This window comes from Microvirga zambiensis WSM3693 (assembly GCF_016735695.1).
In the GTDB taxonomy this organism is placed as follows: domain Bacteria; phylum Pseudomonadota; class Alphaproteobacteria; order Rhizobiales; family Beijerinckiaceae; genus Microvirga; species Microvirga zambiensis.
The window spans coordinates 83959-99672 of sequence record NZ_JAERQD010000003.1; the positions used below are offsets into that span (position 1 = coordinate 83959).

Annotated in this window: 11 protein-coding genes; 3 read left to right on the forward strand and 8 right to left on the reverse strand. The window is 63.8% G+C overall.

Features of this window, described 5'->3' with window-relative positions; genetic code table 11:
- The first annotated feature begins 51 nt into the window (after positions 1–51).
- Entirely contained in the window at positions 52–876 is an 825-nt protein-coding gene (locus JKL46_RS03940) for a DUF2189 domain-containing protein (RefSeq protein WP_201830113.1), read from the forward strand.
- Between the two features lie 51 nt (positions 877–927).
- Here JKL46_RS03940 and JKL46_RS03945 read toward each other — a convergent pair whose 3' ends face one another.
- Genes JKL46_RS03945 through JKL46_RS03965 form a run of 5 tightly spaced genes read right to left on the reverse strand, consistent with a single transcriptional unit; the run spans position 928 to position 5348 of the window.
- Positions 928–1263 (reverse strand): cytochrome C oxidase subunit IV family protein, encoded by a 336-nt coding sequence (locus JKL46_RS03945; protein ID WP_201830114.1) that lies wholly within the window; start codon positions 1261–1263, stop codon positions 928–930.
- 8 nt (positions 1264–1271) lie between these two features.
- Positions 1272–1991 carry a heme-copper oxidase subunit III family protein gene (locus JKL46_RS03950; RefSeq protein ID WP_201830115.1) on the reverse strand — a complete coding sequence of 240 codons (720 nt, stop codon included), beginning with the start codon at positions 1989–1991 and terminating at the stop codon, positions 1272–1274.
- 13 nt (positions 1992–2004) lie between these two features.
- Positions 2005–2709, reverse strand: coding sequence for a cytochrome c oxidase subunit 3 (locus tag JKL46_RS03955; RefSeq protein WP_201830116.1), 705 nt, complete (start codon positions 2707–2709; stop codon positions 2005–2007).
- Positions 2702–4483 (reverse strand): cbb3-type cytochrome c oxidase subunit I, encoded by a 1782-nt coding sequence (locus JKL46_RS03960; protein WP_201830117.1) that lies wholly within the window; start codon positions 4481–4483, stop codon positions 2702–2704. The genes JKL46_RS03955 and JKL46_RS03960 overlap by 8 nt, the downstream gene beginning before the upstream one ends.
- Before the next feature lie 55 nt (positions 4484–4538).
- Positions 4539–5348, reverse strand: coding sequence for a cytochrome c oxidase subunit II (locus tag JKL46_RS03965; protein WP_201830118.1), 810 nt, complete (start codon positions 5346–5348; stop codon positions 4539–4541).
- A 641-nt stretch (positions 5349–5989) separates the two neighbouring features.
- Between JKL46_RS03965 and JKL46_RS03970 the strand changes: the two genes are divergently transcribed.
- Positions 5990–7930, forward strand: coding sequence for an autotransporter assembly complex protein TamA (locus JKL46_RS03970; protein WP_246529129.1), 1941 nt, complete (start codon positions 5990–5992; stop codon positions 7928–7930).
- Positions 7930–12231, forward strand: a complete 4302-nt coding sequence (locus JKL46_RS03975; protein WP_246529130.1) for a translocation/assembly module TamB domain-containing protein — start codon at positions 7930–7932, stop codon at positions 12229–12231. The genes JKL46_RS03970 and JKL46_RS03975 overlap by 1 nt, the downstream gene beginning before the upstream one ends.
- A 67-nt stretch (positions 12232–12298) precedes the next feature.
- On the opposite strand, the gene JKL46_RS03980 is transcribed toward JKL46_RS03975, so the two are convergent.
- The 3 genes from JKL46_RS03980 to JKL46_RS03990 are packed head-to-tail and all read right to left on the reverse strand — an operon-like array spanning position 12299 to position 15706.
- On the reverse strand, positions 12299–12952 hold the full coding sequence (locus tag JKL46_RS03980) for a methionine ABC transporter permease (protein ID WP_201830120.1): 654 nt from the start codon (positions 12950–12952) through the stop codon (positions 12299–12301).
- A 21-nt stretch (positions 12953–12973) separates the two neighbouring features.
- A complete protein-coding gene (locus JKL46_RS03985) occupies positions 12974–14281 on the reverse strand; it encodes an acyl-CoA dehydrogenase family protein (RefSeq protein ID WP_201830121.1) in 1308 nt (435 codons plus the stop codon).
- A gap of 24 nt (positions 14282–14305) precedes the next feature.
- Positions 14306–15706 (reverse strand): LLM class flavin-dependent oxidoreductase, encoded by a 1401-nt coding sequence (locus tag JKL46_RS03990; RefSeq protein ID WP_201830122.1) that lies wholly within the window; start codon positions 15704–15706, stop codon positions 14306–14308.
- Positions 15707–15714 lie beyond the last annotated feature (8 nt).

A 15714-nucleotide genomic window follows, 5' to 3' on the forward strand; every position in this document is an offset into this window, starting at 1 on the left:
CACGCCCGGCCGTGATCTCAACTGCCAAGGTTAAGCCCTGGAGGAGCGAGTATGGCCAATTTTCATATTGTCGCCGGCGCTAGCGAGGTTCCGGCCCATCCAGTCGTCAGACGGATATCGACCGCCGATCTGAAGGAAGCTCTGACGAAAGGCTTCGACGATTTCTGGGCCATGCCCTCGCATCTGGTGTTCCTCGGGCTGATCTATCCCATCCTCGGCGCGTGCCTGGCTGCGCTCACCTTCAGCAACAATGCACTCCCGCTCCTCTTCCCCTTGGCCTCGGGCTTCGCGCTTGTCGGACCCTTTGCCGGTATCGGCCTCTATGAAATCAGCCGGCGGCGGGAACTCGGCCTTCCGGTCTCCTGGCAGGATGCGTTCGATGTCCTGAAATCGCCGTCGATCCCCTCGATCATCGGGTTGGGCGTCGTGCTGCTGGTGATCTTCCTGGTCTGGCTGACGACGGCCCGTCTGCTGTATCAATCTCTCTTCGGTTACGCTGCACCGGAATCCTATCCGCAATTCATCCATCAGGTCCTCACGACCTCGGAGGGAATGAAGCTGATCGTCCTAGGCAATGCTCTCGGCTTCGTCTTCGCAGTGGCTGTTCTGAGCATCAGCGTGATTTCATTCCCGCTCCTGCTCGACCGCGACGTTGGAGTGGCCGTGGCCGTCTACACTTCGATCAAGGCCGTCGTGATGAATCCGGTCACCATGGCGATCTGGGGATTGATCGTGGCCGCTGCGCTTTTCATCGGCTCGATCCCGCTCTTTGTCGGCCTCGCTATCGTGATGCCTGTGCTGGGTCATGCCACGTGGCATCTGTACCGCCGGGTCGTGGAGCCGCCGCATCCGGACGACGCTCATCCTGCGAGGTGATTGACGCTTCCAGCGAATTGAACGGGCGGCCTGGATCCCAGGCCGCCTTTTTCATGAACCGGTTCCGAAGAAGGATATTCTGGAGAAAAGCGTGTAATCCGCCTCGAGAACCATGATCGCCACGAAAACCAGGACTGCACTGATCGGGACCAGGATCGCATAGACCAGGGACAGTCTCTCCCACGCCATATGCATGAACACGGCGACGATGAGGCCGGCCTTCAGCATCATGAACAGGAGAATGAGGGAATAACGGAGAAGCCCCTGGAGCTGGAAATAATCGACGAAATACGAGCAGGCGCTCAGGATGAAGAGCCACGCCCAGACCACCAGATAGAGCTTGATGGGATGCTGCTGTCCCTGCGCATGTGCGGTTGCCTGTGCCATGGCCGTTCTCACCAAAGATAGAAAAACGCGAAGATGAAGACCCAGACGAGATCGACGAAGTGCCAGTAGAGGCCCATGATCTCGACCGATTCGTAATTGCCCTTCCGGCTCGTGAAGAAACCGCGTGCTTGGCTGTCATAGTCGCCGCGCCAGACCTTGCGCGCGATGATGAGGAGGAAGATCACGCCGATACTCACATGGGTGCCGTGAAAGCCCGTGATCATGAAGAAAGACGAACCGAACTGCGCCGCGCCCCAGGGATTGCCCCAGGGGCGGACGCCTTCGTGGATCAGCTTCGTCCATTCGAAAGCCTGCATGCCGACGAAAGTCGCGCCGAGCAGCGCCGTCAGCAGCATCAGGATCGCGGTTTTCCTGCGGTCGCGGCGATAGCCGAAGTTGACGGCCATGGCCATGGTTCCGCTGCTGCTGATCAGCACGAAAGTCATGATCGCGATCAGGATCAGGGGGAGGGACTTGCCGGCGATGGTCAGAGCGAAGACTTCGCTCGGGTTGGGCCACGGCACGGTCGTCGACATGCGCGCGGTCATGTAGGAGATCAAGAAGCAGCTGAAGACGAAGGTATCGCTGAGGAGAAAGATCCACATCATGGCCTTCCCCCAGGACACGTTTCTGAAGGCCTTCCGATCGGAGGAGAAATCCGCGGCGACGCTTTTCAGGCCTGACGATTCCGCAGAGGTTGCGACACCTGTCAGAGCGTGGTCCACCATGTGCGAACTCCTCTCACGTCAGTATCTGCCGGCAGATGTCGATGAACTCGCCGGCCCAGCCTGTCAGGATGCTCAGAACGATGAGCCAGACGAACAGCAGGAAATGCCAATAGGTCGCGCAGAGATCGACCGGGAGCCGAAGCGATCCGGTGTCAGATGTGCGCCACGCCTTCTGGATCGTTCCGCCGAGCCACACCAGTCCGCCCAAAAGATGCAGACCATGCAGGCCGGTCAGCACATAGAAGAAGTCACTCGCGGGATTGGCAGCCAGTCGGTATCCCTCGCCCGTCAATTGCTGCCACGCAACGAGCTGGCCTGACAGGAAGGCCAAAGCCGCAACTCCCGCTGCGACGAGGCCCCACCGGAGGTCCGTCATCTCGCCGCGACGGGCGGCGTTCCTTGCTCCATGAAGTGCAACGCTGCTCAGGGCCAGCATTCCCGTATTCAGCCACAGAATGGTCGGCACAGGCACGGCGCGCCAGTCGGGCAGCTGCATGCGCATCGAATAGGCGCTGATGAAGAGTGCGAAGAAGGAGCCGATAACAGCGAGAAGGATCCATAGGGCGACCTTGGAGGCTGGCGTCGGCGTGTCGTCGGCAGGGGGCAGGGCCGCGGTCGCGCCCTGCTCCAGCCAGGGCTTGGAGGCGAGGCCTTGGCGCGAGAGCCACCAGGCTCCGATGAGAGCCAGAAGGCTTAAGAATAGCAGGATGCTAGCCATGGGCCGGCCCCGCCGCGGTTCGTGCGGTGCCGGGCTGGTTCTGCGGCAGGAAGTCCTGATCCGCTCCCGGAACGCTGTAATCGTAGGCCCAGCGATAGACGACCGGCACCTCCTTGCCCCAGTTGCCATGCGGTGGCGGTGTCTCCGGCGTCTGCCATTCGAGCGTCGTCGCCCGCCAGGGGTTGCCGCCGGAAGGTCTGCCGTGGCGCAGGCTCCAGAACAGGTTGAAGACGAAGATCATCTGGATCGCGCCGACGAAGAGCGCGACGATTGTGATGAATGCGTTGAGCGTGTGGGCCGATTGCGGAACGAAGGACATGTCCGCGATGTCGTGATAGCGGCGCGGGATCCCCATCAGGCCGAGATAATGCATGGGGAAGAAGATCAGATAGGCGCCGAGGAAGGTGACCCAGAAATGGATCTTGCCGAGCGTATCGTTCAGCATGCGCCCCGTAACCTTCGGGTACCAATGATAGATCGCGCCGAAGATCACGAGGATCGGTGCGACGCCCATCACCATGTGGAAATGAGCGACCACGAACATCGTGTCCGAGAGTGGAACGTCCACGACCACGTTCCCGAGAAACAGGCCGGTCAGGCCTCCGTTCACGAAGGTGACGATGAAGGCGAGGGCGAAGAGCATCGGAACGTTGAGGTGAATGTTCCCACGCCAGAGGGTCAGGATCCAGTTATAGACCTTGATCGCTGTCGGAATGGCGATGATCAGCGTGGTCGTGGCAAAGAAGAACCCGAAATAGGGGTTCATGCCGCTCACATACATGTGATGCGCCCAGACGACAAAGCTCAGGGCGCCGATGGCAAGGAGCGCCCAGACCATCATGCGGTAGCCGAAGATGTTGCGCCTCGCATGGGTGCTGATCAGATCGGACACGATGCCGAAGGCGGGCAGGGCCACGATGTAGACTTCCGGGTGGCCGAAGAACCAGAAGAGATGCTGGAACAGGAGCGGGCTGCCGCCGCTGCGATCGAGAGGCTGGCCCATCTCGACGATGGCCGGCATGAAGAAGCTGGTTCCAAAAATCCTGTCGAACAGCATCATGACCGCGCCGACGAAGAGCGCCGGAAAGGCAAGGAGCGCCATGAAGCTTGCCGTGAAGATTCCCCACACAGTGAGAGGCATCCGCATCAGGGTCATGCCCCGTGCCCGCGCCTGAAGCACCGTCACGACATAGTTCAAACCGCCCATGGTGAAGCCGATGATGAAGATCATCAGGGAGGCGAGCATCAGGATGATGCCCCATTCCTGGCCTCCGGGCGTTCCGGACAGGATCGCCTGCGGCGGATACAGCGTCCAGCCGGCGCCCGTCGGGCCGCCCGGCGCGAAGAAGCTTGCAACGAGCACCAGAACGGCGAGCAGATAGACCCAGAAGCTCAGCATGTTGACATAGGGAAAGACCATGTCGCGGGCGCCGACCATCAGGGGGATGAGGTAGTTGCCGAAACCGCCGAGGAAGAGGGCGGTGAGCACGTAGACCACCATCATCATGCCGTGCATGGTGATGAACTGGTAATAGGCGTTGGCATCGATGAAGGCGAATACGCCGGGAAATCCGAGCTGCAGCCGCATCAGCCAAGACAGCACGAGGGCGATCAGTCCCACGGAGAGGGCGACCAGGGCATATTGGATCGCGATGACCTTCGCATCCTGAGCAAAGACGTATTTCGTCACCCAGCTGTGAGGGTGGTAGAGCTCGACATCGTCTATGTCGGTCGGTGCAACGACGCCGCCCGGACCAAGTGGGACATCAACCATCAGGATGCTCTCCTCGGTTGTTTCCGTTTCGTCTCCCGTCGATCAGGCGCGGACGCTACTCCACCGGCGAGGGCGCGAGGCGGGCGAAGCCCTGCGACGTCTGCCTCTCCAGCCATGCCTGATAATCTTTCTGCTCCTGAATCACGAGCTTGCCACGCATCTGCGGATGACCGACCCCGCAGAGTTCGGCGCAGAGAACGTCGAAGGTTCCCGTTCGCGTCGGCGTGAACCAGATATAGGAAACCTGGCCCGGCACCATATCCATCTTGGCCCGCAATTCCGGCACATAGAAATCGTGAAGGACGTCAGCTGAGCGGAGCAGCGCCTTGACCGGCTTGCCGATCGGCAGGTGCAGCTCGCCGCCTTCGATCACCACATCGTCCTTCGATTTCGGATCGTCCTTGTTGATGCCGAGCGGATTGTCGGGGCTGATGAGGCGCGCGTCCGACGTGGCGAGCTTACCGTCCGGGCCGGGCAGGCGGAAGCTCCATTGCCATTGCTGCCCGAAGATCTCGATATCGGTGGCGTCGTCAGGGACGGTGATGAACTCGCGCCATACGAAGAGGCCCGGCGTCAGCATGGCCGCGACGCCCACGCCCGTGACGATCGTCAGCCACCATTCGAGCCTCTTGTTCTCCGGCTCGTAATGCGCCTGCTGTCCCGCCTGATGGCGGAACCGATAGACGCAATAGGCCATGAAGAGAACGACGGCTACGAAGACGGCGCCCGTGATCCAGAACGTGATGATGATCGTGTTGTCGATATATTGCCAATTCGACGCGATCGGGGTCCACCACCAGGGACTGACGAGGTGGAAAATGACCGAGCCGAGGGCAACCAAAACCAATATGAGCGCTACAGCCATTTCTTACCCATCCTTGCCGTTTCGAGGCCTCGGATATGCAGAAGGCGATAACTCTATTTCACGCCATTACATGTTTTGATTGAAAAACTCTAAGGTCGGATTCGATCAAAACAAATGCTCAGGCGGTATATTCTCGCAACTGGCTACCCTATACATGCGGGCAACTTCGATTAAGCCAGCAGCCAACTGTGAAACTACACCCGGGCGCACGTCCGGTCAATGAGCCTTGGCCATCGGCCGGAGCGGCGGAAGCGGTCTATTCGGCGTTCCGAGCGTAGTGCTCTCGCGTTGCCCAAATGGCACAAATTGTAAATTCCTATCTCCACGCGGTGAGAGAACATTGTCTGGAATTTGGAACCTATTCCCGTTCAATCAACGCCAGGTCCAGGCTTGTTTTTCAGCGAATGAGCTTATCTTCCTTTTCTGCCCCACATGCGCGTTCATCAAATCGAGCAAAAATCGGGAAGCTAGGGTTTTTCCGCTGCGGAAACTATGGTTAGGTACGCCACCCAATAACACCGGACTGTCCTGGTCAGCGCTTGCAGATGCTGCGTGCCGGGATTTCGAGACCATGTTCCATCGGTCCGCTTCTACAGGGAGATCGTGCCTCATTGTCGTGGCTGAGCACCAACCGACGGATATTGTCTCTGTTTCTAGTGGGCGTTCTGTTCAGCGGGCTGCCGCTCGCGCCCGCCTTCGCGTTCGATCTCTTCGGCTGGTTCCGCGGCAGCAGCGATGAGCCGCCGGCTCCGAGCGCAAACGCACTGCCGTATTCCCTCGACATCGTCATTTCCGGTGACAAGGATAATCTGGAGCAGCCCATCAAAGATGCGTCGACGCTCCAGAGCCTGCTCTCTGATCCGCCTCCCGACTCCGCCGCCCTCGTCAGTCGCGCCCAGGCCGATCTGCCGCGCGTGATCGATGCGCTCTGGGGAGCCGGGTTCTACAATGCTCGCGTGACGATCAACGTGGCCGGCGTGCCGATGGCCCTGCAGGCGCCGCGCACGGAGGCGGCGGTGCGGGCCGCGGCCGGCTATCGGTCGCGGGCCCTCGTGCCCATCCAGATCGTCGCGGATCCGGGGCCGCAATTCGCCCTCAGAGACGTGAATGTCTTCGATACGCGGACGCGCCTCGCATTTACGCCGGCCGAACTCCCGCCGCGGGTCGTGCAGATCAAGCCAGGAGACCCGGCCCGCTCCGCCGACATCCTCGCCGCCGAAGCGCGGATCGTAGACTATTTCCGCGCACAGTCGCGGCCGTTCGCAAAGATTCAGCGGCAGGACCCCGTCGTCTTTCACCAGGCTCAGGTCATGGACGTCGGGCTCGGCGTCAATCCGGGCCCTCGGGCCGGCATCGGGCCGATCACGATCCAGGGGGCGGAAGGCGTCGATCCGGCCGTCGTGCGTTCCTTCATCTACACCGAGCCGGGCGACCCTTACTCGCCCGCGGCTCTGGCCAACATGCGCAAGTCGATCTCCCAGATCGAAGCGCTGGGGTCGGTGCGCATCCGCGAGGCCGAGGTGCTGGACGCCTACGGCAACCTCCCACTCTTCGTGGAACTCACCGAGCGGCCTCTCCGCGTCATCGGCGCATCTGCACAGTATTCCACGACGGACGGGCCTGCCTTGCGGGCCTATTGGGCGCACCGGAACCTGTTCGGCGGCGCCGAGCGGTTGCGTCTCGATGCCAGCGTCTTCTATCTCACCGAGGATGGCGGTCAGCCTGACCGGGACCAGGGCTGGAACTGGGACAATCTCGGCGGGCGGTTCCGTGCGAGTTTCCTGAAGCCGGCTCTCTGGGGAACCCGGAACGACCTGCTGATCGACGGTCTCGTCGAGCGTGATCGGACGGAGGGCTATACCAGCCGCCTCGTGAACGTGACCGCCGGCATCCGTCACCGTTTCAGCCAGACCTTCTCGGTCCAGGGCGCCATCGAGTACGAACGCGGGCAGGCGACGGACATCCTGGGGCAGATCGACTACACGCTGGTGGGACTGCCCGTCTCCCTCACTTACGATTCCACCGACGACCTCCTCAACCCGACGAAGGGTTTCCGGGTGATCGCCTCGGTCGCACCCTATCCGGAGTTCCTCGGCTCCTCGGTTCCGATGACGGTCGCCAAGGGCACCGCTTCCACCTATTTCTCCCTCGACGAAGAGGCGCGCTACATCCTTGCCGGCCGCATCGGGCTGGGTTCCATCGTCGGCGCGGATCTCGACGAGATCCCGGCCAACCGGCGCTTCTATGCCGGCGGCGGCGGTTCGGTGCGCGGCTATCGCTATCGGAGCCTCAGTCCGACCTTCCTCGGCCAGCCAATCGGTGGCCGGAGCCTGCTGGAAGCCTCCGTCGAGGCGCGCATCAAGATCACCAACACCATCGGCATCGTGCCCTTCGTCGACGCCGGCACCGCCTTCGAGTCGAGCTTTCCGGATTTCGACGAGAGCGTCCGCTTCTCCGCAGGTCTCGGCCTGCGCTATTATACGGCCATCGGCCCCATTCGCCTGGACGTCGCCGCTCCCCTCAATCCGGGACCGGGCGACCCCTCTTACGCCATTTATGTCGGAATCGGGCAGGCCTTCTGATGATCAAGCCAATCCGCTCCCTCGCCCTCCTGTTCCTGGTTGCTGCGGCCGCACTCGTCGCCTTCTGGCTGATGACCAGCCGTCCGAGCCAGGCGCAGAGCGACCAGGGCATCCTGGCAAGCCTGATCTCGCGCCTGCTCTCCACGCCGACCACGCAGGTCACCATCGGCAGCATCGAGGGCGCGCTGTCCTCGAATGCGGTGATCCGTGACATCCGCATCGCCGACAAGGACGGCGTTTGGCTCAATCTCGACCGCGCCCGCCTGGTCTGGAGCCGCACCGCGCTGTTGCGCGGCCGCCTCCAGGTGGACGAGCTCACGGTCGACCGCCTCCAGATCCTGCGCCGCCCGCTGCCGGCCGACGAGGCGGCGCCCGTCTCCGACGAGCCGATCCTGCCCGAACTGCCGGTGAGGGTGGTCATCGACCGGTTCGCGCTGCAGGAGCTCGCCCTCGGCGAGCCGATCCTCGGCACCGCGGCCCGGCTGTCGGCGCAAGGGTCGGCCCAGCTCGGCAACCCGTCGGAAGGGCTTAATCTGAAGTTCTCGGCGCGGCGCCTCGACGCCCCCGGCGCACTGACCATCAATCTCGACTACGTGCCGCAGACGAACCGGCTGTCCCTCGACCTGACGCACCAGGAGCCCGCCGGCGGCATCGCCGCCCGGCTGATGGATTTGCCCGGCCTGCCGCCGGTCGATCTCAAGCTGTCCGGCCAAGGCCCGATGAGCAATTTCGCGGCGCGGCTCGATTTCTCGGCTGGCCCGACCATCGGCGCTGCAGGCACGGCCACCGTCAGGCGGGCGACGTCGGCCTACGACGTGAACGTGGATCTCGCCTCCCGCATCGAAGGGCTGCTGCCAGCTGCTGCCGCGCCGATCTTCAGCGGCACGACCCAGCTCGTCGGCAACGTGACCGTCGGTGACGACAGCAGCCTGCGCTTCCAGCCGGTTCGCATCACTTCGAATGTTGCAAGCTTCGACATGACGGGAACCGTCAGCTCCGGCCAGGTCCTCGACCTGAGGCTCAACGCCCGGGCGCTGCCCACTGACGGGACGAAGACACGGGCAGGGCAGGCGGAGATCGCCCGGCTCAACTTCGACGGGACGGTCCAGGGGCCGCTGACTGCGCCACGCGTCAACGGATCGCTCGATGCTGCGGAGGTCAGGCTGCCTCAGGGTTCGCTCGATGCGCTGACGGCCCGCGTGGCCATGAACCCAGTAGCAGGTGCAACGCCTCCCGACCGCTTCTCCTTCGAGATCGACGCCAATGCCAGCGGAATCAAGCCCGCCGACCCGGCTCTCGCCCGGGCGCTCGGCACGACGCTGGCGGTGACATCACGCGGCTCTTTCGATCTCGAGGGCATCGCCACCGTCGAGATGGCCCGCATCGAAACCTCCACCGCGCAGGCGGGCCTCACGGGGCGTGTCGGAGGTACCGTTCTAGACGGTACGCTTCAGGCGAGCATTCCGGAGCTGTCGTCCTTTTCCGGACTGGCAGGCCGCGCGCTGCGGGGTTCGGCGAACGTGTCGGCGCGCCTGTCGGGCAATCCCCGGCGCTACGACATGGCGGCCGTCATCGATGCCAGCCTGCGGAACCTCTCGACCGGAATGCCGGCGGTCGACGGCCTTCTGGGCCGCACCGTTACGGCCACGGGCACGATGCGCCGCATTCCCAACGGATTCGGGTTCGAGAACCTGCGGGTCGACGGCGCCCATCTCGACGCCCGCATCGACGGCCGCGCGACGCAATCGGCCGCGGATCTCGGTCTCGACGTCACCATCGACGAGCTGAGGCAGGTCGATCCGCGCATCACCGCCGGCCGGGCGGGCATCGCTGCCCGTTTGTCGGGATCCCTCGAGCGACCGGACGTCGCGGGCGCTGCGACTCTCACTGATGTGCGAGCCATGGGCCGGTTCATCCCGCGCCTCACCGTCAATCTCGATGCCAAGGATGTGACCGGCGCGCTCGATGCGGCTCTGACCCTCGACGGACAGGTCGGCGGCAAGCCGGCGACAGGTTCGGCCCATCTCGCAAGGCCATCGGATGGAGGCTGGCTCCTCGATCGTCTCGATGTCGATATCGGCTCCGTGGCGCTCAACGGCAATCTCCGTCTCGGCGCCGATCAGCTGGCACAGGGCGAGATCTCGTTGTCCGGCAGCAATTTCGACGATCTCAGTCCCCTGGTGCTGACGAAGCTCGAGGGAGCGCTCGACGCGAACGTGTCGCTCAGTGCGGTGAATGGCGGCCAGAATGCTCAGATTACCGCGAGAGGTGCCAGTTTCGGGGCGGCGGACGTCGCGATCAGGAACTTCGAGACGCGGCTCACGCTGCAGGACCTTTATCGCCGCCCGATGGTCGACGGCCTCGTTTCCGCCGAGGCCGTGACGGCCGGCGGACAGACCTATCGCAACATCCGCTTCGCCGCCCAAGGGACGCCCGAGGCATCGCGGTTCACGGCGTCGGCCGTGGGCCAGGGCTTCGATCTCGATGCACAGGGACGCCTCGTTCCCGGCGATGCGACACGGATCGAGCTTGCCAGCTTCACGGCGCGCCGTGGTGGGCGGCGGCTGTCGCTTGCCCAGCCCGCATCCATCGCCTTGCAGAGCGGCACGGTGACCTTGTCGAATGTGGTGATCGCGGCCGATCAGGGCCGGGTCGCCGTCTCAGGCACCATCGGCGACAGGCTCGATCTGTCCGTCGACATCCGCAACCTGCCGCTTCAGGTCGCGGAGATCGTGGTTCCCAATCCCGGCCTCGCCGGCACGGTCAACGGCAATGCGTCGGTGGGAGGCACTACGGCGAACCCGAGCGGAACCTATCGCCTTGCCGTCACGGGCCTCGCCACGGCGCAGACGCGGCAATCGGGCTTGCCGCCGATCAACATCGACGCGCAGGGGCGGCTGGCCGACCGCCGTGCCGGAATCGATGCGCGAGTGGCGCTCGGGCGAGCCGGAACGCTTCAGATCTCCGGCAGCGTTCCGATCGATCCGACCGAGGAACTGGCGCTCAGGATTTCGGGACGCACCGATCTCGCCATTGCCAATAACCTGCTTTCGGTATCTGGAAGACGAGTGACAGGAGCTGCCAATCTCGATCTGTCGATTGCAGGCACCTTCACCAGCCCTCGCGTCCAGGGCACGGTGACGGTTGCCAATGGCAGCTTCGTCGATACGCTGCAGGGCATCCAGCTGAACGGTATCGCGGCCCGGCTTGCGGCGCGCGGGCAGGTTCTCGCCATAGAGAGCCTCACCGCACAGACGCCGAATGGCGGATCGCTTTCGGCGAGTGGCCAGGTGACCCTCGATCCAGCCGCCGGCCTGCCCGGCGATATCCGCATCACCGGCAACCGCGCCCAGCTCGTCTCCAACGAGACCGTCGAGGCGAGCGCCGATCTGAACCTGACGATCTCCGGTCCGCTTCTGACGCGGCCGCGCGCCTCGGGCAACGTCAACATCATCACGATGAGCGTCTCCGTCCCCGACCGGCTGCCGACGACGCTGCGCCCGCTGCCGGGAACCAGGCATGTCAATCCGACGCCGACTGCCGCCGCGCGGCTTGCGCTGGCACGGCGCCAGCAATCGGGGGCGACTCAGGGACCGCCCTTCCGCGCCGATCTCGATCTGACGGTGAGCGCGCAGAACCGCATCTTCGTGCGCGGCCGCGGTATCAACGCGGAACTCGGCGGCGACCTGCGGCTGCAGGGAACGAGCCAGGATCCGATTGCCATCGGCGCCTTCGAACTCCGGCGCGGTCGCTTCGACATCCTCGGCAAGCGCCTCGATTTCGTGCGCGGCCGGCTGGACTTCACCGGCGATCTCACGCCGTCGCTCGATTTCCTGGCCGAGACCCAGGCCGGGGACGTCACCGCCCGGATCGGCGTGACAGGCCCGGCTTCGCGGCCTGAATTCACCTTCAGCTCCGAGCCCGATCTGCCGCAGGACGAGGTGCTCTCGCGCATCCTGTTCCAGCGGCCTTCCGGCGGATTGTCCGCCGGCCAGGCCCTGCAACTGGCACAAGCCGTCGCGCAGCTCTCCGGCGGATCGGGGAACGATGCATTCGACCGCCTGCGCAAGTCGCTCGGCGTCGACAGCCTCGATATCACTGTCGGCGCCGGCGGCGGGCCGGAGGTCGGCGTCTCGCGCTATATCAGCGACAACGTGCGCGTGGGCGTGAAGGCCGGAGCGCTGCCCCAGGATAGCGGCGTGACCGTCGACGTCGATCTCACTCGCCGCCTGAAGGCGCAGGGCGAGGTGAACGCGGAAGGCGGCACCTCGGTCGGGCTCGGATTCGAATTGGAGTATTGAGACGCGAAAGAGGGGCGTCCCATAGGATGCCCCTCTTTGTAAATTTTGCTCTTTGGTGGATTTGCCGTCAGCGCCGGTCGAAGCGGCTGGCGATGAAGTCACCCGTCGACTGCACGACCGTCACGATGACGATCAGGACGGCGATCACGCTGACCATGACACTCGTGTCGAAACGCTGGTAGCCATAGCGCATGGCGAGATCGCCGAGCCCGCCCGCACCAACGGCGCCGGCCATGGCCGACGACCCGATCATCGACACCACGGTGATGGTGAAGCCGCGGATGATGCCGGGAAGAGATTCCGGCAGCAGCACATGGACGATGATCTGCCAGCGGCTCGCGCCCATGGCCTGCGCCGCTTCGATGAGACCATGGTCGACCTCGCGCAGGCTGACTTCGGCGATGCGGGCGAAGAAGGGTGTTGCCGCGATGCTCAACGGCACGACCGCGGCCCAGAGTCCGATCGACGTGCCCACGATCAGGCGCGTGAAGGGGATGAGGGCCACCAGGAGGATGATGAAGGGCGTCGAGCGGAAGCCGTTGACGATGCTGCCGAGCACCCGGTTGAGACGCGGCATTTCATAGATGCCGCCGACGCTGGTGGTGACGAGAATGACAGCCAGGGGAATCCCGGCGGCGAACGCGAACAGGCCCGCTGCGCCGACCATGATCAGGCTCTCTAGGAATGCATCCCAGAACATCGGGAGGAAGTTTGTGGGCATGTGAGGTCGTCCCGTCTTTGGTTATGAAGTCCGTGCCGGCGCTTCGGCCGCGTTCTTCGCCTGCGCCTCGCTCTGGATCACGGCCTGCAGGACGCCGAAAGGCGGCGTGCCGTTCAGCCAGTAATCGCCGATGGCGCGCTCGCGGTGGATCAGCGGGTTGTGCGAGGCGAGCGTTCGGGCATTGCGCCAGTAGCGATCGAACCGGCGTGCCTCGCTGGTGGCCGAGGCACCGCCGATCTCGAAGAGCTGCGTCGTCGCCTCCAGCACCTGCTCGATGACGATCTGCTGCGCCTGATACGCCTTGACGTTGGCGGCGGTGTAAAGCTCCGTCGCATCTGCACCCTTGAGCGCGGCCTGATAGGATTCATCGATGGCATCGGCGACGCCGTCGACCAGGGTGTCCGCCGTGAACGAGAGACTCGCGAGCCGCCCGATCACGCTCTGGACGAGAGGATCGTGACGCGGGCTGGATTTGCCCGGAACGGCGAATGTCCGGGTCTTGGCGCGGGTGAAGTCGATGGCATCCCGCAGCACGGCCCGCGCGATGCCGGCAAGCGCCGCGAGATGGAACAGCTGGTAATAGGCGATGATGTAGGAGGTCTTGGGCGGCTGCTCGACGGAGACACGGCGCAGGATCTGCTCCTCGTCGATCGCGACCTGATGGAAGCGCGTCGTGCCGCTGCCGGTGAGACGCTGGCCGAACCCGTCCCAATCGTCCTCGATCGCGACGCCCTTGGCGGTCGCTGGAACGGCGAGGGACACGTAGTCCGTGCCCTCGAGTGCTACGGCGACGATCCAGGTCGAGTAGATCGTGCCGGTGCTGTAATATTTGTAGCCGTCGAGGATCCAGCGCGCGCCGTCCCTGGTGAGCGTGACGGTCGTTTCCGTTCCTTCCGTCTTCTCGGCCATGGCCGCACCGAAGAGAGCACCTTCCACGATCAGGGAGAACCAACGTTTCCGGTCGGCCTCATCCTTGCTGTTGAGGCGCTCCTCGACGAAGGCGAAATGGGCACGAACGATCTGCGGCAGGTTCGAGTCCGCTTCACCCAGCTCGATGAGAAGGCGGAATGTCTGCGGCAGCGTGGCGCCGAGACCGCCATAAGCCTGCGGGACGCGCAACGCGCCAAAGCCCGCTTCGCGCAGCCAGGCGACAGCTTCGAAGGCAAGCGTCCGCGACTGCTCGCGGGCAACCGCACCCTCGGCGATCCTTGCGAAGATCGGCCGGAAGCGGGCAGCCAGTTCCTGGTAGGTAGGCGGCTCTGATCCTAACGGCTGCACGGCATTGCCGATGCCGGGATCCTGGGCAAAGAGATGGGGGGCTGCGGACATCGTTGGTTCCGTTCGAAAGAGGGTTCAAGCAAGTTCTTTGGCAGGCGCAAATTGCGTTGCTCCGTGCCTGAAGCGGGCGCCCCAATGCTCGGCCGGGAGATGTCTTCTTCCCTCGCCGAACAGCTTCTCGCGTAAGGTGCCTTTTGCGTAATCCGCCTTGAACAGGCCGCGTTCCTGCAGCACAGGAACCACCAGATCGACGAAGTCGGCAAGGCTCTCCGGCGCGACCGTCCGCGGCAGGTTGATGCCGTCGATGTCGGCCTCTTCGACCCATGAGGCGATGTGGTCGGCGATCTGCTCCGGTGTGCCGACGAACGGCTTCTGGCGGCTGCCGAGGATCATCTGGTCGATCAGCTTGCGCACCGTCCAGACCGTGCCGGCACTGCGCTTCGTGATCGCTTCCAGTGTGGAATTGTTGGCGTTGTTCTTCTCGTACTGGATCGGCTCGTCGAGATCGTATTTCGAGAAATCGACACCGGACGAGCTCGAGAAATGCGCGAGTGCCCCTTCGACGCTGGCATGGCGGCGATAATCCTCGAGCTTGTCGCGCGCCTCCTTCTCCGTGCGACCGACGACGAGGCTCATGCCGACGAAGACCTTCACGTCTTGAGGATCGCGGCCCTGGCTCGCGGCGCCCGCGCGGATATCCGCGATGATGTCGCGGGCAATGGTCGGGTTCGGGCCGCCGGTGAACACGCATTCGGCATGCTTCGAGGCAAATTCCCGGCCGCGCGTCGATGAGCCTGCCTGATACAAAACCGGCGTGCGCTGCGGCGAAGGCTCGCTCAGGTGGATGGCGTCGATCTGGTAGTACGGGCCGTCATGCTTGATGGCGCGCACCTTGTCCGGCTGCGCATAGATTCCCTTCGCGCGGTCGGCAATGACGGCATCGTCGTCCCAGCTGCCTTCCCAGAGCTTGTAGAGCACGTCGAGGTAATCGTCCGCGACGTCGTAGCGGTGATCGTGATCGAGCTGCTCCGGCAGGCCCATGCCGCGTGCCGCACTGTCGAGATATCCGGTGACGATGTTCCAGCCGATGCGGCCGTTTGTGAGATGATCGAGCGTCGACATGCGACGGGCGTGAAGATAGGGCTGCTCGTAGGTGGTGTTGACGGTCACGCCGAAGCCCAGATGCTTCGTGGCATGGGCCATGGCGGGCACCAGCAGCATCGGGTCGTTAACCGGAACCTGCGCGCCGGCAGCAATGGCCGTCTCAGGCCCACCCTTGTAGACATCGTAGACGCCGACGATGTCGGCGAGGAAGATGCCGTCGAGCTTGCCGCGCTCGGCGATCTTGGCGAGGTTCACCCAGTAGTCGAGGCTCGTATAGGACGACGACAGATCGCGCGGGTGAGTCCACATGCCATGGTTGATGTGGCCGACGCAATTCATGTCGAAGGCGTAGATGTTGATCTTCTTGGTCATGTCCCACC